The sequence below is a fragment of the Neobacillus sp. BF23-41 genome, assembly GCF_041106275.1.
The window spans coordinates 345,660-367,371 of sequence record NZ_JBGBPR010000003.1 but is presented as its reverse complement, the minus strand read 5'-3'; the positions used below and the strand labels follow the sequence as shown (position 1 = coordinate 367,371).

Genomic DNA, 21,712 nt, shown 5'->3' with positions numbered 1-21,712 from the left:
CTTGGCTTTTTTTTTCGATAATAATAACAATCATTCCTATTTAGAACAAATTTTTAGAGAATGACATTTATATAAATAAAATGAGACGAAAATAAAGGTGATTTCATGGCGAATGATCTAGTGTTAACAGCCGACCAAGTCATCGACAAGACTCGGAATTATTTAAATGATGAACATGTTAAATTTTTGGAAAAAGCATACGAATTTGCAAAACATGCTCATCGTGAACAATATCGAAAATCGGGGGAACCGTACATTATTCATCCGATCCAGGTTGCTGGCATTCTAGCTGACTTGGAGATGGATCCTGCCACGGTTGCAGCTGGTTTTCTTCATGACGTCGTTGAAGATACGAGTATATCTTTAAAAGATATTGAGTCTTCTTTTAATGACGAAGTGGCCATGCTTGTCGACGGCGTAACCAAATTAGGGAAAATTAAATATAAATCTCACGAGGAACAGCAGGCAGAAAACCACAGAAAAATGTTTGTGGCAATGGCTCAGGATATCCGGGTCATCCTTATTAAGCTTGCCGACCGTTTGCATAATATGCGGACACTTAAACATCTTCCTATAGAAAAGCAGCGTCGGATTTCAAATGAAACACTTGAAATTTTTGCACCTTTGGCACATCGTCTTGGTATTTCTAAGATTAAATGGGAACTGGAAGATACAGCATTAAGGTATTTAAATCCGCAGCAATATTATCGAATTGTTAACTTAATGAAAAAGAAGCGCGCTGAACGTGAGCAATATTTAGTGGATGTCATTGAAGAAGTAAAGAACCGAATGGGTGAAGTGTCCATTAAAGCAGAGCTTTCTGGCCGTCCGAAGCATATTTATAGCATTTATCGGAAAATGGCTTTGCAAAACAAGCAATTCAGTGAAATTTATGATTTGCTAGCTGTTCGAATCGTCGTAAACAGTATTAAAGATTGCTATGCTGTTTTAGGGATTATTCACACTTGCTGGAAACCAATGCCCGGCCGTTTCAAGGATTATATCGCGATGCCGAAGCCTAATATGTATCAATCCTTGCATACTACCGTAATCGGCCCAAAAGGAGATCCGCTTGAGGTTCAAATTAGAACGTATGAGATGCATCGGATTGCTGAATTCGGGGTGGCAGCACACTGGGCTTATAAAGAGGGCAAAGAAGCACTTAACGAGAGCACTTCTTTTGAACAGAAATTAACCTGGTTCAGAGAAATACTCGAGTTCCAAAATGATACCGCCAATGCGGAAGAGTTTATGGAGTCATTGAAAATTGACTTATTTTCGGATATGGTTTTTGTGTTTACACCAAAAGGTGATGTCATTGAGTTGCCGTCTGGTTCTGTTCCTATTGATTTTGCTTATCGAATTCACTCCGAAATTGGCAATAAGACGATAGGCGCAAAAGTGAATGGCAAAATGGTGACGCTGGACTACCGGCTTAAGACTGGTGATATCATCGAAATCCTTACATCGAAACATTCATACGGTCCAAGTCAGGATTGGTTGAAGCTGGCGCAAACATCGCAAGCGAAAAACAAGATTCGGGCCTTCTTTAAGAAGCAGCGCCGTGATGAAAATGTCGATAAGGGCAAAGAGATGGTTGAAAAAGAAATCCGTAATATGGAGTTCGATATTAAAGAAATATTCACCGCTGACAATCTGAAAAAGGTTGCTGAAAAGTTTAATTTCTCCAGTGAAGAAGATATGTATGCAGCAGTTGGTTATAATGGTGTAACGGCTTTACAGGTCGCCAACCGATTAACCGAGAAATGGCGCAAAAAGAGGGATCAGGAGCAGAGTTCAAATATTACCAATGCCATAACGGACCTAAAAACCTTCCCATCTTCCAAAAAACGTGAATCCGGTGTCCGAGTTTCCGGGATTGATAATTTACTGATTCGGTTATCAAGATGCTGTAATCCGGTTCCAGGCGATGAAATTGTTGGTTTTATTACAAAAGGCCGCGGGGTCTCTGTACATCGTTCGGACTGTACGAACATTGATTCTAATGATGCTCAGTCAAGGTTAATCCCGGTAGAATGGGAATCGTCCTTAAATGATCGGAAAGAATATAATGTCGATATTGAAATTAACGGTTATGACCGTAGAGGGCTTCTGAATGAAGTACTTCAAGCGGTAAATGAAACGAAAACAAATATCTCTGCCGTTTCAGGCAAATCGGATCGGAATAAAATGGCGACGATTAACATGTCGATTGCCATCCACAATGTGAACCATTTACAAAAGGTGGTTGAACGAATTAAACAGATCCCCGATATTTATTCCGTCCGTCGAATGATGAATTAAGGAGTTTCCAAAAATGCGTGTAGTTGTTCAACGAAGTAAAGGTGCCAGCGTAACTGTTGGCGGGGAAGTAACTGGTCAAATAACAAAGGGGTTTGTCTTACTTGTCGGTATCACCCATGCTGACAAAGAAGAGGATGCCATCTACCTAGCCGATAAAATTGCCAACCTCCGTATTTTTGAGGATGCCGATGAAAAGATGAATCTATCTTTATTAGATGTTGGCGGTGAAATTCTTTCTGTTTCGCAATTTACTCTTTACGGTGATTGCCGAAAGGGGAGAAGGCCAAACTTCATGGAAGCGGCCCGGCCAGACCAAGCTGTTCAACTTTATGAGTTACTTAACAGCTTGCTGAGGGAAAAAGGGATTTGTGTTGAAACCGGCATATTCGGTGCGATGATGGATGTTGAACTCATCAATGACGGTCCCGTGACGTTGATACTCGAAAGTAAATCATAAAAAAGGCTTGGCACTTTTAAAGTGTACCCGTTGTAAAGGACATTTAAAAAAAGACTTAGGCAGTTTGAACTAACCTATTCAAATGAGACATTGAAAAAGCATCAATTACGCTACCTGTTCCCTCAACTCAATAGGGGATAGGTAGTTTTAATTTTGCCTGAAGTAGTGTTTGAATATTCACCACTTAATTTCATTTGAATAACAGTCATTTTAACTTCTTCTGAGTAAGTATTTTTTTCCCCAAAAGAAAACACCTCCTGAGTTTCGTATTATTTAAATACGATTCAGGGGGTGCTTTTTCCTCTGTCTTATTTAACTAGGTCTCTCCAGTTTTTGCCCGGTTTTTCTTATTACTTCCATTGTAAAAAACAACCGGACGAATCGATTGATTTGCCCGGTTAATAAAAGCTTTATTTATCCTGTTTAACAAAATAATGACTCTTTCTGTAAACCATCGCTTCCATTGTTGCGATTAGTTCATTTTCACTTTGGACATCGATTTTGTACCAAGCGAGTTTGTGATTTTTCTTTATTTCTTTTGCATTTGCAGTTAGAGTCCTGCCACGTTTGCCAGCTGATATAAAGTTAACATTGGTTGTGACACCCACAGCTGTTTTGCCATATGAGTTGCTCGCTGCGGCAAATACGTAATCTGCAAGTGAAAAGATAATGGCACCGTGAACTGTTCCATGTGCATTAAGCATCCGGTCGTCAGGGATTAATTCCGCTTCCGCTGTTCCAGGTCCTAGATTTGTCAGCTTCATGCCAAGAAAAGCTGCAAATGGTTCGTCTTTTAGAACTTGCTTAATTTCATCATAATGTAAATCGTGAATTGCCTGATCATCTAATTGAATTGTCATGGAATTCTCCTTTCCTTAATGATCTTTTGCTGAGCTAATGCCATACCCAGTGTTTGATTTAAACAATACTTCTGCGAATTTATTTTTGTCTTCTTTTGCTTTAGACAACATTGTACCTATATAGGCACCTATAAAGCCAAGAGGCACGGTGAAAATGGTCGGATTGCTCATTGTGAAAATAGGGTCTCCTGTGAAAATACCCATTCCAGGTTGGGGATTCCATACATTCGGACTAAGCAAAACTAAAACTAGAGAGCTGATTAACCCAAACAGCATGCCAGTGATCGCTCCGATTGCATTAAATCGTTTCCAGTAAATTGTGCAAAGAATAACCGGCAAGTTGGCGCTTGCTGCAATACCTAATGCAAGTACAGAAAGAAAAGCAACATTCAGCGACTGTGCGAACAAGGCTAGCACGATTGAAATAGCCGCAACACTAATTGCCGAGATACGTGCTACAAGAACTTGCTGATTTTCAGTCATTTTTCCGTCTTTAATAATTTCTCCATAAATGTCATGTGCAAAGGCGGATGCTGACGTTAAAACAAGGCCGGATACTACCGCTAAAATAGTGGCAAATGCGACAGCTGAGACGAATGCAAACAAGAATTCACCGCCTACGGTTAATGCGAGAAGCGGCGCGGCCATGTTTCCAGCAGGGTTTGCTTCAACAATGCGGTCAAAACCGACGAATGAAGCAGCACCGAACCCTAGGAAAATCGTCATAATAAAAAATACGCCAATAAACCATGTTGAATATACAACAGATTTTCGTGCCGTCGCCGCATCTTTTACAGTAAAGAAGCGGACAAGTAAATGCGGAAGTCCTGCTGCGCCGAGGACAAGTGACATATTAAATGAAATCATATCAAGTCCATTCGTGTATTTATTACCTGGATTTAAAAAGTCAATACCAAGGGGTGTTGCTGTCTTAACATGGTGGAACATTTCTGAGATGTTAAAGTTATATCGGGAAAATACAATAAACGTCAAAACGGAAGAACCGCCCAGCAAAAGCGCGGCTTTTGTTATTTGTACCCAGCTTGTCGCCCGCATCCCACCGAAAATAACATAAATTGTCATTAATACACCAACGAGAAGAACTGAAAGACCATAATCGATTCCGAGAAGAAGTTTAATCAATCCACCCGCACCAACAAGTTGAGCAATCATATAAAAAATAGAAATGACAAGAGTGTTCGCTGCAGCGATCCCACGTACCTTTTTGGACTTAAAACGAGCAGAAATCATATCGGCTAACGTGTATTTTCCAAGATTACGAAGCGGCTCCGAAACAAGGTATAATAAGACAAGGAACGCGACAAGATTGCCAATGCTCATATAAAATCCATCGAAACCAATCAGAGCGATAGCCCCAGTAATACCGAGAAAAGAAGCGGCAGACATAAAGTCACCAGCTACAGCCAATCCATTTTGCCATGCAGTCAACCCGCCGCCAGCTGTATAAAAATCGCTCGCGTTTTTCGTTTTTTTAGAAGAATAATAGGTTATTGTAAGCGTTAACAATATAATGCCTAAAAAAAGTATAAGAGATAATGTACTCATCAGCCAAGCTCCTTCTGGTATTTAGTTAAAATATTTTGGGCCATTTTGTCATACTTCTCTGATTTCTTAAGGTAGACAATTCCACCGATCCAAACCACAACGAATTGAAGAAGTGCATAAACCCATGCCCATGTTATACCAAGAAAAGCTTCTCCTTTTAATACATTTGTATAAGCAGCTAACACAGGTAGAACAAAATAAAACGTAAGGAAGAAAGTGGTGACCGGGATAATAAATGCTTTTTTCTTTTGAAGTAAACCCTTAAAATCTTCTGTTTCAACCAATTGATAATAGGGCCTCTTTTCGACATGTTCTTCGGTTAAGTAGCTTTTTTTTACTGGTGATTCCATAATAACCCCTCCTTGAATAAAACGATTTTAAAACGGTATTGATAAAAAGTGATATATGTCACTTTCGTTTTAAACCTATCATAATTAGAATATTAAGTAAATTAAAATATTTAATAAAATTTTATATTTTCTATTAAAATTCAAAGTTAACACTATTGACAACGTGGAAATGTCGTATTAATCTGAAAATGTATATTACTAGATTTTTTATTTTCGTTTTAATTCTGTTATGTAATTTCAGGAACAATGAAAAGCAAATGAGGGGGACTGACACAATGTACAATCCAGAAATTGAAACTGCTACCCGTGTTGAAATGGAAAGCTTGCAGCTGGCACGTCTTCAAAAAACGGTTAGTAATGTATTTGAGAATGTACCATTTTACAAAGAGAAATTTGATGAACTGGGTATTACGCCAGAAGATATTCAACAGTTAAGCGATGTGACAAAGCTTCCATTTACCAAAAAACGGAACTTTCGTGAGCAATACCCATTCGGTCTATTTGCAGTTCCCATGGATGAGGTTGTCCGCGTTCATGGATCGTCTGGAACGAGTGGAAAACCGACAATTGTAGGATATACAAAAAATGATATTGAAAACTGGTCCGTAATGGTTGCGCGTGCAATTGTCACTGCAGGTGGCCGGAAATCTGATATTTTTCATAACGCCTATGGCTATGGATTGTTTACAGGTGGACTTGGTCTTCATTACGGAGCAGAAAAGCTAGGCGCTGCAACATTACCAATTTCAGGGGGAAACACAGATCGACAAATTACACTTATTAATGATTTGAAACCGAGGGGTATTTGCGGAACGCCATCTTATATTCTAAATATTGCTGAAAAGATGGAAGAAATGGGGATGGACCCTGCTGATAATGGAATCGAATATGGTATTTTTGGCGCTGAGCCTTGGTCAGAAGAAATGAGAGCGACACTTGAAAAGAAATTAAATTTGAAAGCGGTTGATATTTACGGCTTAAGTGAAGTAATGGGACCGGGTGTTGCGATAGAATGTCATGAAGCACAGGATGGACTTCATATCGCAGATGATCACTTCCTGGTTGAAGTGATTAATCCAGATACGCTCGAACCGTTAGCAGATGGAGAAGTTGGAGAACTTGTTTTTACTAGCTTAACGAAGGAAGCGCTGCCAATTATTCGTTATCGAACAGGGGATCTTTCCTCTATTACTCGAGAAAAATGTAAATGCGGACGTACGACAACAAGAATGTCCAGGGTAAAAGGTAGAACAGATGACATGATCATTGTCAGAGGTGTAAACGTTTTCCCTTCTGAAATTGAACGGGCATTGTTGCAAGTGAAGGGACTCGTTCCTCATTATCAGATTCACCTTGTAAAGAAAGGTGCAATGGACAGTGTTGAATTACATGTTGAAATTGAAAGTGATTTCTATACTGGAATTGATGGAGACTTAACACATGCCAATGTTCAGAAATTGAAGAAGACGGTCCAGCACCATATGAAAAACACATGTCTAGTGACGATGGATATCGTTGTCAACATTCCAAAAGGCATCCCGCGTTCTGAAGGAAAGGCCATTCGTATTGTTGATAAGCGAAAAAGTGCTATGATCAGCGTATAATGAATCTGTCATTATCCCAGCAGGGAATGATGCATGCAGTTCCTTCATTTTCGTCAAGAAGAACAAATGCCATTCCCTTCCGATTGTAATCAAAAATTTCTGGTGCCCGTGCACCGCATCCACAATTTAGCGAATAAAGTAGGGTCGTCACGGTTTAAAGTATCGTTGAAATAATGGAAAGTATTGCCCATTCTTTTTATTTTGAAATAATGACGCAATATTCTTGCTTTCTATATAACAATAAAATATAATTACGTTAAATAAACGTTATATTGTTTTTAAGAAAAGGGGGATTTGAAATGAGCGTTCTTTTAAATGAAATAACAGAACAGGAAAAGCTGGAGCAATTTAGAGCTAGGATCGAAGCTGGAGATAAAATTGAAGCAGATGATTGGATGCCAGATGAATATCGGAATACATTAATCAAATTAATTTCCATGCATGGTATGAGCGAAATAATGGGAGCACTTCCTGAAAAGGAATGGGTACCGAAAGCTCCTACTTTGCATAGGAAACTTGGGATTATGGCGAAGGTACAAGACGAAATGGGACACGGACAATTATTGCTTCGTGTGGCGGAAGATTTATTGAAACCATATGGAAAAAAGCGGGACGATCTGATGCAGGATCTTTTTACTGGGAAATTAAAGTTCCATAATGTTTTCCATATGGAAGCTAAATCATGGGGAGATGCAGGGCTGATTGGCTGGTTAGTTGACGGAGCTGCCATTATCACCCAAACGGATATGCTTGGTGCATCTTACGGTCCATATGCCCGTGCCTTACACAGAATTTGTGCAGAAGAGGTTTTCCACGCTCAACACGGAGAAGCCATTATTATGGCTTTAGCTGAAGGGACAGAAGAACAGAGACAAATGGTGCAAGATGCACTTAATTATTGGTGGGAATCTTTGCTGCTTTTCTTCGGACCGCCAAGCAAGAATGAAATGGGTGCTTCAAAACAAGATGTTACCTTAAAGTATAGAATCAGAACGGGCACGAATGAAGGACTTCGTCAATCTTTCTTTAGCAAGTATATTAAGCGGATTCATTCACTTGGTTTTACCATTCCGGATGAAACGCTGCGATTTGATGAAGAAACAGGAAAATGGATTTATAAACAGCCTGACTGGAATAAATTGAAGAAGATTGCTAGAAATGAAGGACCTCGTTCACAAGAGCGCTTGAATCTTAGGAGAATTTCATACAAAAATAACCAATGGGTACGTGAAGCATTGTCTCCAAAGACTGTCTAAGGGAGGGGAAGGAACATGGAAACTAGGCAAGAATCATATTTTGAAGAGTTTGAAGTATTTAGCCGCAAGACCCCAACTGCACCAGTACAATATCATTTTAGCTTGCTCGCACCAAATGAGGATATTGCGATCCTGATGGCACAGGAAAACTTTATGCGACGTGAAGCAGTGGATGATATCTGGGTTGTGAAACGTCAGAATATACGTAAAATGACTTCGGAAGAAAAGAAAACGCTTCAACGTTTAGATAATAAAGAATACCGCACAACAAAAGGGTATGGCTATTTAAAGAAAAAATGGCGGAAATATGAACAAGAAATGCTTGATGAGAAGGAAATTTTGTCTTGGGCAGGAGGCGTAAAAAATGGCAAATAATTCATCAGTAGAGAAAACGGCAATTAAAGAGTTGCTATTTCAATTAGCAGACGATGATTTTATCCATTCCTATCGTGGATCTGAATGGCTGGGTCTCGCTCCTCACATTGAGGAAGACGTAGCAACTTCCTCCATCACCCAAGATACAATGGGCCATGCGGCCATATTCTATCAATTGCTAGAAGAACTCGGTGAAGGGAATGCAAATCAGCTGGCCCATGATCGTCCAGCTAATGCAAGGCGCAATGCGATTATCTTGGAACTCGTGAATGGACCTGGCTATTATATGAAAGAACCGGATTATGATTGGGCTTTTGCGGTAGTACGAAATTATTTTTATACCCAAGCCAAAATGATTAAGATTCAATCATTACATTCAAGTTCGTATGAGCCGCTGGCTGAAGTTGCCGCAAAAGTGCAAATGGAACTTTACTATCATCTAATGCATTGGAAAACATGGTTCGTTCAACTTTTAGGTTCAGGCCATGAAGAAGCTGTTTCCCGAATGAAAGCAGCTATTGAAATAACGTTGCAAGATTTCCAAGGTGTGTTCTCTCTGGGAGAACATCGAAATAAAATCATGCAACAAGGTTTAATTGAAAGCGAAGTGGTTTTACTGAATAAGTGGAATCAGGCTGTTGCACCTATATTGGAAAGTGTTGGGCTCCAAGGACCCCTTGAAATAGGAATGGCTCAAGGCGATGGACGAAATGGGAAGCACACAGAGGATTTAGAGAAGGCACTCGAAACTTTAAGTGAAGTATACGCTAGTAATAAAGCAGCTTCCTGGTAATACAAAAGGAAAAGGGGGAGGGGTACGATGCCTACCGTGTTATTAACATCAGAAGAAATATATAAACTACTGGAAAACGTAAAAGATCCCGAAATTAATACAGTCAGCATTCTAGATTTAGGAATGGTGGAAAATGTGGAGATATCAGGATCAGATGTTTCAGTAAAAATACTGCCTACCTTTCTAGGTTGCCCAGCTCTTCCTATCATTCAAAAAAATGTTGAAACGGCTGTTAAACAGCTGCCAAGCGTAGAAGGAGTGAGCGTAGAATTCCTACGTTTCCCATCCTGGACATCTGACCGGATTACGGAAAAGGGGAAAGCGGGACTAAAGGTATTCGGAATCTCCCCTCCCCCTCGACAAATGAAAGAGGATGGATCGTGGCATATAGATTGTCCGTATTGTGAATCGACGTATGTCACGATGGAAAACATATTCGGACCAACAGCGTGTCGCAGCATTTTATATTGTAAATCATGTAAAAATCCATTTGAAGCAATGAAACCAATGATTAAATTTATGTAAAATATGGAGGGAATAAAATGGTAAAGTTAATTGCTCTATATAAGCAGCCGGAAAATAAAGAAGAATTTGATGAACATTATTTTAATGTTCACGGTCCGCTCACAGATAAAATCCCAGGTCTTCAAAAAATGGTCGTTACGAAAATCGTCGGAACACCAATGGGGAAAGACTCTGAATATCACATTCTATGCGAAATGTATTATAAAAATCATGAAGCGCTTCAACAAGGTATGCGTTCCCCTGAAGGAAAAGCATCAGGAAAAGACTTGATGGGCTTTGCTGGGAAACTCGTAACCATGATGATTGGTGAGGAAGTTTAAGGATGGGACTGTTTCAATATATTGAAACTTCTGTCGAGAATGAAATTGGTTTTATTACCTTAAATAGGCCTAAACAATTGAATGCGCTTAACCGGACGATGGTCGGTGAAATTGTTTCTGCAGCAGAAGAATTCGACCGTGATACCCAAGTGAAAGTAATCCTATTATCCGGTCATGGAAAAGCATTTTCTGCTGGGGCGGATATTGATGAGATGGCCAATGATAATCCAATTACGTTGGAATTGTTAAATCAATTCGCTGATTGGGACCGGTTAAGTCTCGTTAAAAAGCCTATCATTGGTGCAGTCAAAAGCTTTGTATTCGGCGGTGGCTTTGAACTTGCCCTATCATGTGACTTACTTATAGCTGCAGGAGATACACTGTTTTCCTTCCCAGAGGTAACACTTGGAGTTATGCCTGGAGCAGGAGGGACACAAAGACTGACGAAGCTAGTAGGTAAAACAAAGGCACTTGAATGGATCTTGACCGCCGAAAGAATCAATGCAGAAACAGCCTTAAAATATGGCATTATTAATAAAATTGTCGCACCTGAATTATTGATGGAGGAAGCAATAGCTTTCGCAAGAAAGATTGCGGTACAGCCATCTTTAGCGGTCAGAATGATCAAAGATTCTGTTAATAAGGCAGTGGATTACTCCTTATATGAAGGAATGCAATATGAAAGAAAAAATTTCTACTTGCTCTTTGCTTCAGAAGATCAAAGGGAAGGCATGGAAGCGTTTGTAGAAAAAAGAAAGCCTAATTTTACAGGCAGATAAGGAGTTATGCTATGTACGAAACAATTACTTATCGGATTGAAAACGGGGTAGCTTGGCTCAGTCTAAACCGACCTGATAAACTGAATGCTTTTACATCACAAATGAATAAAGAAATCCAAAGGGCAATTAAACAATCGTCAAACTCTCATGAAGTGCGTGCGATTGTCATTAACGGAGAAGGAAGGGCCTTTTGTTCCGGCCAAGACCTAGCAGATGTGGATGACAGCATGAATTTAGGTCAAATGCTCCGTAACAATTACGGTCCGATGATGAAGGAAATCGCCAGATGTGAAAAACCAATTATTGCAGCAGTAAACGGTGTGGCTGCAGGGGCGGGCTTCAGTCTGGCATTAGCCTGCGATTTCCGTCTTGTCTCTGAGAAAGCAAGCTTTTTAAATGCCTTTGTCAATATTGGGTTAATTCCTGATTCGGGTAATCTGTATTACCTTTCACGAATTGTGGGTCATGCAAAAGCATTAGAGCTATCTGTTTTGGGAGAAAAGGTACCTGCTACTGAGGCAGAAAAAATGGGTCTTGCTACAAAAGTAATCGGTGTAGAGGACTGGAACGAGCAAGTGACAGCCTTTGCAGAAAATATTGCCAGCAGACCAACGAAAGCAATCGGCTTAATCAAAAGGTATTTAGAAGCCTCCTACCATCATTCTTTTGAAGAATATTTGAAAGAAGAAGCGGAAGGACAACGAATTGCCGGCTTAACGAAAGATTATGTTGAAGGGGTAACGGCATTTACTGAGAAACGCAAAGCTCAATTTATAGGTGAGTAACATAAAAAAGGGAGTGGGATGAAATGGTAAAAGTACAGGAAGCAGCAATTTTTGAAAAAGTAGAAATGAAGCGTGATTATTACCATCTAGTTATTAATGGTGAAAGAGTGGAAAGTTCTAATGGAGCCACTATTGATGCTTACAATCCTGCCACTGGTGAAATCCTTGCCAAGGTTGCAAAAGCTACACAAGAAGATGCAGAAAGAGCGGTACAAGCAGCTCTTGCAGTATTCGAAAACGGTAAGTGGAAGAGATCTCCTATTAATAAACGCTCTCGTACTTTAAATAAAATTGCGGCGATTATGCGTTCCCGTTTTAATGAATTAGTTGAATTAGAAGTATTAAATAGCGGTAAATCGATTTCGGCCGCACAAGGTCAAGTTATGCAAGCTGTTGAAGTTTTCGAATTTTATGCAGGTGCCATTGTAGGACATAGCGGCTCCGTAAATAATATGGCAGGTCAATTCCATAACTATACAGAGAAAGAACCTGTAGGTGTATGCGCACAAATTATTCCTTGGAACTACCCTTTGATGATGGCGGCGTGGAAAATTGCACCTGCAATCGCGGTTGGATGTTCTGTCATTGTGAAACCGGCTTCGTTAACTCCGATAACTGCCATTGTCTTAGGTGAAATTTGTATTGAAGCAGGAGTTCCCGCAGGAGTAGTTAATGTTATTCCTGGTTCTGGTTCTGACGTTGGAAATTATCTAGTTGAACATCCGAATGTAAGTAAAGTAGCTTTCACAGGTTCTACACCAATTGGCAGAGATATCATGGGCAAGGCTTCACAAACATTAAAGCGTGTAACATTGGAGCTTGGCGGGAAATCTCCGAATATCGTGTTCGAGGATGCTGATATTGAAGCGGCTATAGATGGGTCACTATTCGGTATTTTCTATAATACAGGACAATCTTGTGAGGCTAGATCTCGCTTATACGTACACGAGGATATTTATGATGAATTTGTTACTAGATTCGTAGAAAAAACGAAAAAGCTTAAATTGGGAAATCCATTAGATAAAGAAACACATGTTGGGTCCGTTATCGATCAAGGTCAATTAGATGTTGTTGATAGCTATGTTCAATCAGCTATTGCAGATGGAGCTGAAATCTTAGTAGGTGGAAAGCCGGCTGTAGTTGAAGGATTCGAAGGCGGTTATTGGTACGAGCCGACGGTCATTGGTAATGTAAATCACAATATGAAAGTAGTGAAAGAAGAAATCTTTGGACCAGTTGTTGTAATCATGAAGTTCAAAGATGAAAAAGAGGCAATTAGACTAGCAAATGACACAGAGTTTGGTCTTGGTTCTGCTCTTTGGACGAAAGATGGTGCCCGTGCAACTCGTGTTGGTAACCAAATCCAAGCAGGGATTGTCATGGTAAACTGCCCATTCTCAGCTTTCCCAGGAACACCTTTCGGCGGTTATAAACAATCGGGGTTCGGAAGGGAGCTTTGTATTGAGACATTAGATCTTTATACTGAAACAAAAAGTTTTATTTCCTATTATGGAAGCCGCCCATTAAATCCTTTCGGCATTTAATAAGGTGAAACTTCTATCAGGGGCCTGCCGTTGATGGATATTAAACCGAGATACAAAATAGTGAATAAAGGCTGGCTGAAACATATTTCAGAAAAATCATTCGGGTATAGCTGGATGCTAATCTGATTCTATCGCAGCCAGCCTCTATTATGTGGAAGGAGACAGTTAGATGATTACAAACATAGTAGTCGTAGGCTCTGGAGTAATGGGCAGAGGGATCGCCTATGTAGGAGCGACTGGAGGATTTGACATAACATTAGTAGATGTGAATTCATCTGCATTAGACAGCGCGAAAAAAGAGATTGATATTATTTTTGAAAAAGGTGTACGTTACGGAAAAATCACTTCTGAAGAAGCGGATGCAGGAAAAAGTCGATTGTTATATTCTTCCAATTTAAAAGAAGCTGCTATTAAAGCTGATTTAATTATAGAGGCCGTTCCAGAGCGTGCAGAAGTTAAAAAAGCTGTTTTTGAAACAATAGAAGAACATGCACAGGATCACTGCTATTTTGCTACTAATACTTCCACTATGAGCCCGACAGAAATTGGTTCTTATGGAAAGCGTCCTGAAAAAACGATTGCGATGCATTTCTTCAATCCTGTACAGAAAATGCCGCTAGTCGAAATTGTACGCGGCCTCGAAACGAGTGATGAAACAGCAGCAGTCATAAAACAGGTTGCTGAGAAGATGGGAAAAGAGACAGTGGTCATTAACGAATTTCCTGGTTTTGTAACAAGTCGGATCAGCTGCCTGGTTGGGAATGAAGCATTCTATATGCTTCAAGAAGGGTTAGGAACACCTGAAGAAATTGATAAAGCAATCAAGCTAGGATTGAATTATCCTATGGGCCCATTTGAGCTGGGGGATTTAGTAGGACTAGATGCCCGTTTAAATAATTTAAAATATTTACATGAAAAACTTGGTGAAAAATACCGTCCAGCGCCACTTCTTGAACAGTATGTAAAAGCGGGAAGACTGGGCCGCAAGTCTGGTAAAGGTGTGTACGACTATACAAAAATTGAAGAGCTGGTGGGAAAATGAGGGACGTTGTCATTGTTGATGCGGTAAGAACACCTATCGGGAAGTATAAAGGAGCATTAAAAAGTGTACGTCCAGATGATCTCGGAGCAATTGTCATTAAAGCGCTGACAGAGCGGAATCCAGGGCTGCCGCCGGAACAAATTGAAGATGCCATCTTCGGAAATGCGAATCAGGCAGGAGAGGATAACCGAGATGTAGCGAGAATGTCCGCACTTTTAGCTGGTCTTCCGGTGAACGTTGGTGGAACTACTATTAATCGTTTGTGCGGATCAGGACTTGATGCGGTTATGTATGCTGCACGATCTATAGCTGTAGGGGAAGGCGATATTTACATCGCAGGGGGAACGGAAAGTATGACAAGAGCACCATATGTCATGGCAAAACCTGAGAGTGACTTCCCTCGGGGATCGATGGAGCTTCAGGATACAACGATTGGATGGCGATTTACGAATAAAAAGCTAGAAGAGATGTATGGAGCAGATTCCATGCCTCAGACAGCTGAAAATGTGGCGCAACGCTGCTCAATTTCACGGGAAGATCAGGATCAGTTTGCACTTCAAAGCCAGCAGCGGGCAAAAAAAGCAATGGAATCCAATCGTTTTGCGGAAGAAATTGTACCCGTTCGTTTTCATGATCGGAAAGGAAACGAGGTTGTCTTCGATCAAGACGAGCATCCACGTCCAGATACAACGATTGAAAAACTTGCTAAACTGCGTCCGATTTTTGAAGGCGGTACAGTAACAGCTGGTAATGCATCCGGAGTAAATGACGGTGCATCCGCTTTGTTATTAATGAGTGCGGATAAAGCAAAAGAACTTGGTTTGAAGCCCCTTGCAAAATATGTGGTTGGAGCGGTTGCCGGTCTTGAGCCTGCGGTTATGGGCCTTGGTCCAATTTATGCAACGAAAAAAGCGCTTGATCGGGCAAACTTATCGGTAAACGATATCGGTCTTGTAGAACTAAATGAAGCTTTTGCCTCACAGTCGCTGGAATGCATACGCCAGCTTGAGTTTGATCAGGAAAAGGTCAATGTAAACGGCGGTGCTATTGCGTTTGGACATCCACTTGGTGCAAGCGGAGCCCGTATTTTGACGACGCTTTTATATGAAATGAAAAAACAAAATGTTCAATATGGACTGGCGACAATGTGTGTAGGAGTCGGTCAGGGGATAGCGGCGATTATTGAAAATATAGACTAGGATCTAAAATGGGCTGTCTCGAATTTGTGGGATGGCCTCTATTTTAAAAAAGGCTGTGTTAAAGCTCAATGTTGATTTTGCAAACTATGTTGATTGGAGCGGAAGGCACGAGACTCCTGCGGGAAAAGAAGGTCTTGGGAGACCCCACAGGCGCAAAAGCGCCGAGGAGACACCCGGACCGCCCGCGGAAAGTGAAGTGCCTGTAGCGGAAATCAATAGGCAAATTTAGCACAGCCTTAAAAAAGAGAGGGAACGGCCATGGGAAACGTATTATATGAAGTGAAAGGTCATATCGGATATGTAACAGTAAACCGACCGGACGTATTGAATTGTTTTAACTATGATACACTTCGTGAACTGCAGGAGGCTGTTGATTCCATTCATGTAAATCCTGAGGTACGCGTTGTTATTTTTACAGGAGCCGGCCAAAAAGCATTCAGTGCCGGTGCTGATTTGAAAGAAAGAAAAACCTTAAATGAGTCAGAGGTAAGAAGAAATGTGAAAGCGATTCGTGATTTGTTTAATAGTATTGCCAGCTTGCCGCAGCCGACAATCGCAGCGGTTAATGGTTACGCGCTGGGCGGAGGATTTGAGTGGCTACTGTCGTGTGACTTTGCGATTGCGGCACAAGGTGTATCCATGGGGTTGACCGAAACGAGCTGGGCAATCATTCCTGGTGCAGGCGGAACACAGCGCCTTCCACGACTGATTGGTGAAATGAAGGCCAAAGAATTAATTTTAACGGCGAAAAAAATCTCAGCTGAGGAGGCGCTCGACCTTGGTATTGTATTAAAAGTGGTGCCGCATGATGTTCTTTCTGAAGAGTGTAAACAATTTGCGGCAAACATGATGAAAAATGGGCCTGTCGCATTAAAACAGGCGAAATATGCGATTACTCAGGGAATGAACGCAGATTTACAGACGGGGCTTGCAATTGAAGCGAAAGCGTATGAACTGACGATTCCAACAGAAGACCGAATCGAGGCGCTCGATGCATTTAGTGAGCGGAGAATACCTCAATTTTCAGGGAGATGATATTGACGTTTGTGATATAATAGAAAAAACGTCTCGTTCAAAATTTGTAAGGGGCAGGGAAAAAGAAAGAGTGAAGAGTTTATGGGTGCAAACACACAATCGATGATTTTCACCATTTATGGAGATTATTTACGTCACTATGGAAATAAAATTTGGATTGGCAGCTTGGTTCGTTTATTGAAAGAGTTTGGGCATAATGAACAGGGCGTTCGTGTCGCTGTTTCCCGAATGGTGAAGCAAGGGTGGATTCAGTCAGAAAAGCAGGGAAACAAAAGTTTTTACTTTTTGACTGAACGAGGTGTTTCCCGGATGGATGAGGCCGCCAACCGAATTTTTAAGCTGAACCCGCATGAATGGGACGGAAAATGGCGTATTTTAATGTATTCGATTCCGGAAGAAAAACGACAGATTCGTGATGAGCTTCGACAGGAACTATTGTGGAGTGGATTTGGCAGTTTCTCTAATGCCTGCTGGATTTCACCGAATAACCTTGAAAAAGAAGTGAATCTTTTAATCGAAAAGTATGATATTAGTGAATACGTTGATTTCTTCGTCTCGGACTATAAAGGGCCAAAAGATAGTCAATCCCTTGTGGAAAAAAGCTGGCCGCTTGAGGAAATCGAGAATAAGTATGAGGAGTTTATCTCAAAGTACAGTAAGCAATTCATTGTACATCAAAGTGTGCTAAGCAATGGAGAAATGTCCGACTCAGAGTGCTTTGTGGAGAGAACAAATCTTGTTCATGAATACAGAAAATTTCTGTTCATTGATCCAGGTCTGCCAAAGGAACTTTTACCGCCAATGTGGAGTGGTAATCATGCGGCACTGCTGTTTAGTCAGTATTATCAACTTTTAGCGGAATCAGCTAGCAGGTTTTTTGAAAATGTCTTTGAAGCGGATAATGATTTGCGCAGAAAGGATCATTCCTATGACGCGAAAAATCATCCGTTAATTATTCATTCAAAAAAATAAAAGCTGCCCCAAAAGTCTTGAATGGAAGACTTTCGAAGCAGCTTTTTTTGTTTGGTAGGAAATTATAAAAAAATTTTAATGTGGATAATTAGAATGGTTATCTGAATCCAGCTCCAGCGCCCAGCGACTAGTGTACTTCGCCCTCCGCCATACGATAAGTCAACATCGAATCTTGCGCAGCTCCGTGTTGTCTAGCTTAGCGCCAAGGGGCTCGGGTCATAAGCCAATCCTTCAAGAAGGTTAAAGAACAACCTTCTCGCCGGCTCGTCTTATGCCTGTTGCCCCTGAGCAAGGCGCTTCCGCTTTCCTTTTTCATTGATCTCAGTTGGAGTGCTCCAGTCCATACGTCGCTTAACGGGCGCTTGCGGCTTTTGTTCTTAAAATCTTAAATTATCTATTTAAGGATCTCTTTAAATTCCCGTCCTTTTTGTACATATGAATCAGTAGAGAGGCGAATAAGTTCTAGGTCTTTATCGGTTAATTCCCTGACGACTTTTCCCGGTGATCCAACGACAAGTGAGCGTGGCGGTATCTTTTTGCCCGCGGCAATCAGTGTATTCGCACCAATAATGCATTCTTCGCCGATTTCTACGTTGTCTAATATGGTAGAGCCCATACCGATAATTGAACGTTTACCCACTTTGCAGCCGTGCAGAATAACGTTGTGCCCGACTGTAACCTCGTCTTCAATGATAACAGGACATCCTTCGAATAAATGAATGGTAGAGTTATCTTGAATACTGCACCTTGCGCCAATAATAATCGAATCCTCATCCCCTCGTAACACAGCATTAAACCAGATGGAAGATTCTTCTTTAATCGTAATATCGCCAATTAAGTGAGCACCAGGTGCCACGAAAACTGTTTTATGAATGGAAGGGGTTATGCCATTGAATGGGATGATCATTTCTTTCGCTCCTTTTAAAAAATCAGAATTGTTTTTCTATTGATTATAGTATAACATGAAATTAATAGGGGGTTGAAAAAATGAAATATATTTGCGAACTTTTTTCTATTCAATATCCAATCATTCAGGGGGGAATGGGGAATATAAGCAATGCTCAGCTTACGGCTGCTGTATCTGAAGCTGGAGGTCTTGGTACGATAGGCTGTGGAACGATGACCCTTGAGCAGGTCGAAGCCATTATTCTTGAAACCAAAGATAAAACGAATAACAGTTTTGCATTGAATATACCAATTAATGTTAGTCCTTATACAAAAGAAATGATTCAACTTGTGTTTAAGCATGAAATACCAATTGTTTCATTATCGGCTGGCAATCCTGCTCCTTTTATTCCACTCCTGCATGAAAAAGGCATAAAAGTAATTGCGGTTGTCGCGTCGGTCAAACAAGCTCAAAAGGCAGAGGCTGCAGGGGCAGATGTATTGGTGGCAGAAGGGTTTGAAGCAGCCGGTATTAATTCAAGTATGGAATTAACCACATTTACGCTCATTCCACAAATAAGCCGCCATGTCACAATCCCGGTTGTGGCAGCGGGTGGAATTGGAAATGGTCAAGGTCTGGCAGCGGCTTTGATGCTCGGAGCAGCTGGCGTACAGTTAGGTACCCGCTTGATAGCAACGAAAGAAGCACCATTTCATTCAACCTATAAACAAAGGCTTCTTGATGCAGGGGATAACGAAACCGTTATTTTAGGCCGGTCAGTCGGACAAGTAAGACGCGTTTTAAAAGCACCATATGCTGATAGCATTATCGAATCGGAACGAAGTGGAGTGGCTTCAGAACAATACCTCGAAATGACATCAGAGGACCATCACATTGCTGGTGCGATCCAGGGAGATGCTGAGAATGGTTTCATGAATTGCGGTCAGGTGGCCGGACTCATTGAACATATTCCAACCGTGAAAGAACTGCTCGACGGCATGATGAATGATGCTAAAAAACAAATGGAAGATCGATTAAGCAGCTTTACTGTGATGTTATAATTACATAATAATTGTTTTACGAACCTGGATAATGGAGTCTATAGGCGATCCAAATTATGGGTGGAGCAGTCTCGGTAGCCCACAACAAAACAAGCACACGTTATTGTCGTGTGCTTGTTTGTATTTCTTATACTATTTTTTGCAGTTTAAAGTAACGAATAGCAAAGGGTGCCTTACATTGATTTGAAATTAAAAGTGTCATTAATCATCCTCATCTTCATCATCGTCTTTGTCGTCTTTCTTATCTTTTCGCTCCTTGGAGTACCTATAATTTTGGCGTTTGCTAGATCGAGGAATTTGTAGAAACCTTCCAAGGCCCTTATTCATTCTCTTTAAAATATCTGGCTAATCCATTAAACAAACCAGAAGCGGCATTTTCTTGGAATCCACTGGATTTTATCGTCATTTCTTCTTCCGGGTTACTTAAATAGCCAAGTTCTATTAAAACAGCTTTTTGACTATTCTCACGGATCACATGGAAATCGCCAAACTGCACCCCACGGTTTTTCAATTTTGTTTGTCCAATAGTTGATGTAAAAATGGATTCAGCCAGGGCTTTTTGATAGGAATGATAATAAAAGCCAGTCATTCCACGAACACTACGATCTAAATTACTATCGTAATGAAGGCTGATAAAAGCATCCGCCTTGTAATTACGTGCCATATTCACTCGTGCAGCGAGTTGTAAGTAAGAATCATTTTTTCTCGTTACGTAAACATTAGCTCCTGCGGCTTTTAATTTATTAGATAAAAGCTGGGATGTCCTAAGTGTAAGCTCTTTTTCATATGTTCCGCTGCCTCCGGTAGCCCCTTTATCCACGCCGCCATGTCCTGGGTCCAGAACAATGGTTTTATTTTTAAGATATAATTCGGCTCCTGGCTTTTCAATCTGTTGTTTCGTTCCGTTAATGGAAACAAGCCAGCCAGCAACATACCCTGTTTTTCCGTTCTTCAGCTTAATCTTATACCAGTCATTAATTACCCTTTTAACGGAATAATTACTGCCCTTATTTGCACGCTCGAGGACACCTGACTGCACATTTGGTTCTTTTCGGATATTTGTCCCGTTATGTATTATCGTAATGATACTTTCCTTCACAGCTTGTCCAGATTGGGATTTCACTGTTTTTTTATCAAGATACCATACGGCAACCCATCCGAAACTACCAGTCTTGTATTCTATTTTTGCCCAGTTATTCTTCTCTTCTATTATCTTATAACTTAAACCATAGGTTACAGTCCCAATGAGGTTTGAATTAAATGAGGCCGCTGAGCGAATACTAAGACTATTCGCTGTTACGGTTCCGGTGACGGTACTGGTAGTCTTTTCGTTTTGAGTCGTGCCATTTTGAGCGCTTGATGATTGGCTGTCAATAAACTCAGAACTGACCCATCCCCTTAAATTAGAAAAGCCAACCTCTGACCAATTATTTTGTTTAGAATAAATGGTTACGCTTGTCCCACCTGTTAATTTCCCAATAACGGGACTCGATGTGGAGGGTTCACGTCTTATGTTTAATGTATCACCATTGACGATACCAATATTATTTTTCGTAGCAGTACTTTCTGGTTTACTATCTTGTTGGAAATCGTTATCTTTTGTGACTAGCCAATTAACTAACCAGCCAGTTTTACCAAATGATAATTGAATTTGAATCCAATCACCTTGCTCCTTTACAATCTGATAATTCTCGCCCCGATTGGCTATTTTTACAAGGGGATAACTCAAGCCTGGGCCGCCGCGGATATTGACTAAATCGGTGGAAATAGTAATGGAACCTGTCGCTGCTACACTTTTCCCTTGAGGAAGGAAGGCTCCAAAAATAAGAATAATAGATAATAGCAATAAACTATACTTCTTGACCATAACCCCCTCCTTTTCTAATAATTCAATTTTAACGTATTAAAAGCTGAAAATCATTCCTAAATTGCTAATATTGTCCAATAAATTGAGAAATACTTATTGATTATGCAAGTTTTTCACGAATGGTGGAAATAA

21 protein-coding genes are annotated in these 21,712 nt (G+C 40.6%); 16 read left to right on the top strand and 5 right to left on the bottom strand.

Going from position 1 to position 21,712, the window contains the following annotated elements:
* Positions 1–105: 105 nt before the first annotated feature.
* Together AB7942_RS07690 and dtd are read left to right on the top strand one after the other, a co-directional pair.
* The gene (locus AB7942_RS07690; RefSeq protein ID WP_369446382.1) at positions 106–2,304 is read left to right on the top strand and encodes a RelA/SpoT family protein; all 2,199 of its coding nucleotides are present in this window, start codon (positions 106–108) and stop codon (positions 2,302–2,304) included.
* A 13-nt stretch (positions 2,305–2,317) separates the two neighbouring features.
* A complete protein-coding gene (dtd, locus tag AB7942_RS07685; RefSeq protein WP_369446381.1) occupies positions 2,318–2,761 on the top strand; it encodes a D-aminoacyl-tRNA deacylase in 444 nt (147 codons plus the stop codon).
* 410 nt (positions 2,762–3,171) lie between these two features.
* Here the strand turns inward: dtd and AB7942_RS07680 are convergent, their stop codons facing one another.
* The 3 genes from AB7942_RS07680 to AB7942_RS07670 are packed head-to-tail and all read right to left on the bottom strand — an operon-like array spanning position 3,172 to position 5,537.
* The gene (locus tag AB7942_RS07680) at positions 3,172–3,621 is read right to left on the bottom strand and encodes a PaaI family thioesterase (RefSeq protein WP_088089110.1); all 450 of its coding nucleotides are present in this window, start codon (positions 3,619–3,621) and stop codon (positions 3,172–3,174) included.
* 15 nt (positions 3,622–3,636) lie between these two features.
* On the bottom strand, positions 3,637–5,187 hold the full coding sequence (locus AB7942_RS07675) for a solute symporter family protein (RefSeq protein ID WP_369446380.1): 1,551 nt from the start codon (positions 5,185–5,187) through the stop codon (positions 3,637–3,639).
* A complete protein-coding gene (locus AB7942_RS07670; protein WP_369446379.1) occupies positions 5,187–5,537 on the bottom strand; it encodes a DUF485 domain-containing protein in 351 nt (116 codons plus the stop codon). Before AB7942_RS07670 ends, AB7942_RS07675 begins: the two co-directional genes overlap by 1 nt.
* Before the next feature lie 275 nt (positions 5,538–5,812).
* On the opposite strand from AB7942_RS07670, the gene AB7942_RS07665 reads away from it, so the two are divergent.
* The 13 genes from AB7942_RS07665 to paaX all read left to right on the top strand — a co-directional run bounded on the left by AB7942_RS07665 (position 5,813) and on the right by paaX (position 17,766).
* Complete coding sequence (locus AB7942_RS07665; RefSeq protein WP_369446378.1) at positions 5,813–7,141, top strand: phenylacetate--CoA ligase family protein; 1,329 nt, start codon at positions 5,813–5,815, stop codon at positions 7,139–7,141.
* 299 nt (positions 7,142–7,440) lie between these two features.
* On the top strand, positions 7,441–8,397 hold the full coding sequence (gene paaA / locus AB7942_RS07660) for a 1,2-phenylacetyl-CoA epoxidase subunit PaaA (protein WP_369446377.1): 957 nt from the start codon (positions 7,441–7,443) through the stop codon (positions 8,395–8,397).
* Between the two features lie 15 nt (positions 8,398–8,412).
* Positions 8,413–8,772 (top strand): 1,2-phenylacetyl-CoA epoxidase subunit PaaB, encoded by a 360-nt coding sequence (gene paaB / locus AB7942_RS07655; RefSeq protein WP_088089105.1) that lies wholly within the window; start codon positions 8,413–8,415, stop codon positions 8,770–8,772.
* Positions 8,762–9,565 (top strand): 1,2-phenylacetyl-CoA epoxidase subunit PaaC, encoded by an 804-nt coding sequence (gene paaC, locus AB7942_RS07650; protein WP_369446376.1) that lies wholly within the window; start codon positions 8,762–8,764, stop codon positions 9,563–9,565. Before paaB ends, paaC begins: the two co-directional genes overlap by 11 nt.
* Before the next feature lie 27 nt (positions 9,566–9,592).
* Positions 9,593–10,090 (top strand): 1,2-phenylacetyl-CoA epoxidase subunit PaaD, encoded by a 498-nt coding sequence (paaD, locus tag AB7942_RS07645; protein WP_369446375.1) that lies wholly within the window; start codon positions 9,593–9,595, stop codon positions 10,088–10,090.
* Between the two features lie 17 nt (positions 10,091–10,107).
* Positions 10,108–10,410, top strand: coding sequence for an EthD family reductase (locus tag AB7942_RS07640; RefSeq protein ID WP_088089102.1), 303 nt, complete (start codon positions 10,108–10,110; stop codon positions 10,408–10,410).
* Positions 10,411–10,412: 2 nt separating this feature from the next.
* On the top strand, positions 10,413–11,189 hold the full coding sequence (locus AB7942_RS07635; protein ID WP_369446374.1) for an enoyl-CoA hydratase-related protein: 777 nt from the start codon (positions 10,413–10,415) through the stop codon (positions 11,187–11,189).
* Between the two features lie 11 nt (positions 11,190–11,200).
* Positions 11,201–11,974 (top strand): enoyl-CoA hydratase-related protein, encoded by a 774-nt coding sequence (locus tag AB7942_RS07630; protein ID WP_088089100.1) that lies wholly within the window; start codon positions 11,201–11,203, stop codon positions 11,972–11,974.
* A 23-nt stretch (positions 11,975–11,997) separates the two neighbouring features.
* Positions 11,998–13,518 (top strand): aldehyde dehydrogenase family protein, encoded by a 1,521-nt coding sequence (locus AB7942_RS07625; protein ID WP_369446373.1) that lies wholly within the window; start codon positions 11,998–12,000, stop codon positions 13,516–13,518.
* A gap of 169 nt (positions 13,519–13,687) precedes the next feature.
* Positions 13,688–14,560 carry a 3-hydroxyacyl-CoA dehydrogenase gene (locus AB7942_RS07620; protein WP_088089098.1) on the top strand — a complete coding sequence of 291 codons (873 nt, stop codon included), beginning with the start codon at positions 13,688–13,690 and terminating at the stop codon, positions 14,558–14,560.
* Complete coding sequence (locus AB7942_RS07615; protein ID WP_369446372.1) at positions 14,557–15,759, top strand: thiolase family protein; 1,203 nt, start codon at positions 14,557–14,559, stop codon at positions 15,757–15,759. Before AB7942_RS07620 ends, AB7942_RS07615 begins: the two co-directional genes overlap by 4 nt.
* Before the next feature lie 258 nt (positions 15,760–16,017).
* Complete coding sequence (locus AB7942_RS07610; RefSeq protein ID WP_335719181.1) at positions 16,018–16,794, top strand: enoyl-CoA hydratase-related protein; 777 nt, start codon at positions 16,018–16,020, stop codon at positions 16,792–16,794.
* A gap of 81 nt (positions 16,795–16,875) precedes the next feature.
* A complete protein-coding gene (paaX, locus tag AB7942_RS07605) occupies positions 16,876–17,766 on the top strand; it encodes a phenylacetic acid degradation operon negative regulatory protein PaaX (protein WP_335719180.1) in 891 nt (296 codons plus the stop codon).
* Positions 17,767–18,160: 394 nt separating this feature from the next.
* Here paaX and AB7942_RS07600 read toward each other — a convergent pair whose 3' ends face one another.
* Positions 18,161–18,673 carry a gamma carbonic anhydrase family protein gene (locus tag AB7942_RS07600; RefSeq protein WP_088089094.1) on the bottom strand — a complete coding sequence of 171 codons (513 nt, stop codon included), beginning with the start codon at positions 18,671–18,673 and terminating at the stop codon, positions 18,161–18,163.
* A gap of 80 nt (positions 18,674–18,753) precedes the next feature.
* Here AB7942_RS07600 and AB7942_RS07595 point away from each other — a divergent pair, with 80 nt between their 5' ends.
* Positions 18,754–19,713: an NAD(P)H-dependent flavin oxidoreductase gene (locus AB7942_RS07595; protein WP_369446371.1), complete on the top strand. Its 960-nt coding sequence runs from the start codon at positions 18,754–18,756 to the stop codon at positions 19,711–19,713.
* 319 nt (positions 19,714–20,032) lie between these two features.
* On the opposite strand, the gene AB7942_RS07590 is transcribed toward AB7942_RS07595, so the two are convergent.
* Positions 20,033–21,580, bottom strand: coding sequence for an N-acetylmuramoyl-L-alanine amidase family protein (locus AB7942_RS07590; RefSeq protein ID WP_369446370.1), 1,548 nt, complete (start codon positions 21,578–21,580; stop codon positions 20,033–20,035).
* Between the last annotated feature and the right edge of the window lie 132 nt (positions 21,581–21,712).

Coding starts and splice junctions, on each gene's coding strand:
- AB7942_RS07690 (WP_369446382.1), top strand. CDS start 106: ATGGCGAATGATCTAGTGTTAACAGCCGACCAAGTCATCGACAAGACT.
- dtd (WP_369446381.1), top strand. CDS start 2,318: ATGCGTGTAGTTGTTCAACGAAGTAAAGGTGCCAGCGTAACTGTTGGC.
- AB7942_RS07680 (WP_088089110.1), bottom strand. CDS start 3,621: ATGACAATTCAATTAGATGATCAGGCAATTCACGATTTACATTATGAT.
- AB7942_RS07675 (WP_369446380.1), bottom strand. CDS start 5,187: ATGAGTACATTATCTCTTATACTTTTTTTAGGCATTATATTGTTAACG.
- AB7942_RS07670 (WP_369446379.1), bottom strand. CDS start 5,537: ATGGAATCACCAGTAAAAAAAAGCTACTTAACCGAAGAACATGTCGAA.
- AB7942_RS07665 (WP_369446378.1), top strand. CDS start 5,813: ATGTACAATCCAGAAATTGAAACTGCTACCCGTGTTGAAATGGAAAGC.
- paaA (WP_369446377.1), top strand. CDS start 7,441: ATGAGCGTTCTTTTAAATGAAATAACAGAACAGGAAAAGCTGGAGCAA.
- paaB (WP_088089105.1), top strand. CDS start 8,413: ATGGAAACTAGGCAAGAATCATATTTTGAAGAGTTTGAAGTATTTAGC.
- paaC (WP_369446376.1), top strand. CDS start 8,762: ATGGCAAATAATTCATCAGTAGAGAAAACGGCAATTAAAGAGTTGCTA.
- paaD (WP_369446375.1), top strand. CDS start 9,593: ATGCCTACCGTGTTATTAACATCAGAAGAAATATATAAACTACTGGAA.
- AB7942_RS07640 (WP_088089102.1), top strand. CDS start 10,108: ATGGTAAAGTTAATTGCTCTATATAAGCAGCCGGAAAATAAAGAAGAA.
- AB7942_RS07635 (WP_369446374.1), top strand. CDS start 10,413: ATGGGACTGTTTCAATATATTGAAACTTCTGTCGAGAATGAAATTGGT.
- AB7942_RS07630 (WP_088089100.1), top strand. CDS start 11,201: ATGTACGAAACAATTACTTATCGGATTGAAAACGGGGTAGCTTGGCTC.
- AB7942_RS07625 (WP_369446373.1), top strand. CDS start 11,998: ATGGTAAAAGTACAGGAAGCAGCAATTTTTGAAAAAGTAGAAATGAAG.
- AB7942_RS07620 (WP_088089098.1), top strand. CDS start 13,688: ATGATTACAAACATAGTAGTCGTAGGCTCTGGAGTAATGGGCAGAGGG.
- AB7942_RS07615 (WP_369446372.1), top strand. CDS start 14,557: ATGAGGGACGTTGTCATTGTTGATGCGGTAAGAACACCTATCGGGAAG.
- AB7942_RS07610 (WP_335719181.1), top strand. CDS start 16,018: ATGGGAAACGTATTATATGAAGTGAAAGGTCATATCGGATATGTAACA.
- paaX (WP_335719180.1), top strand. CDS start 16,876: ATGGGTGCAAACACACAATCGATGATTTTCACCATTTATGGAGATTAT.
- AB7942_RS07600 (WP_088089094.1), bottom strand. CDS start 18,673: ATGATCATCCCATTCAATGGCATAACCCCTTCCATTCATAAAACAGTT.
- AB7942_RS07595 (WP_369446371.1), top strand. CDS start 18,754: ATGAAATATATTTGCGAACTTTTTTCTATTCAATATCCAATCATTCAG.
- AB7942_RS07590 (WP_369446370.1), bottom strand. CDS start 21,580: ATGGTCAAGAAGTATAGTTTATTGCTATTATCTATTATTCTTATTTTT.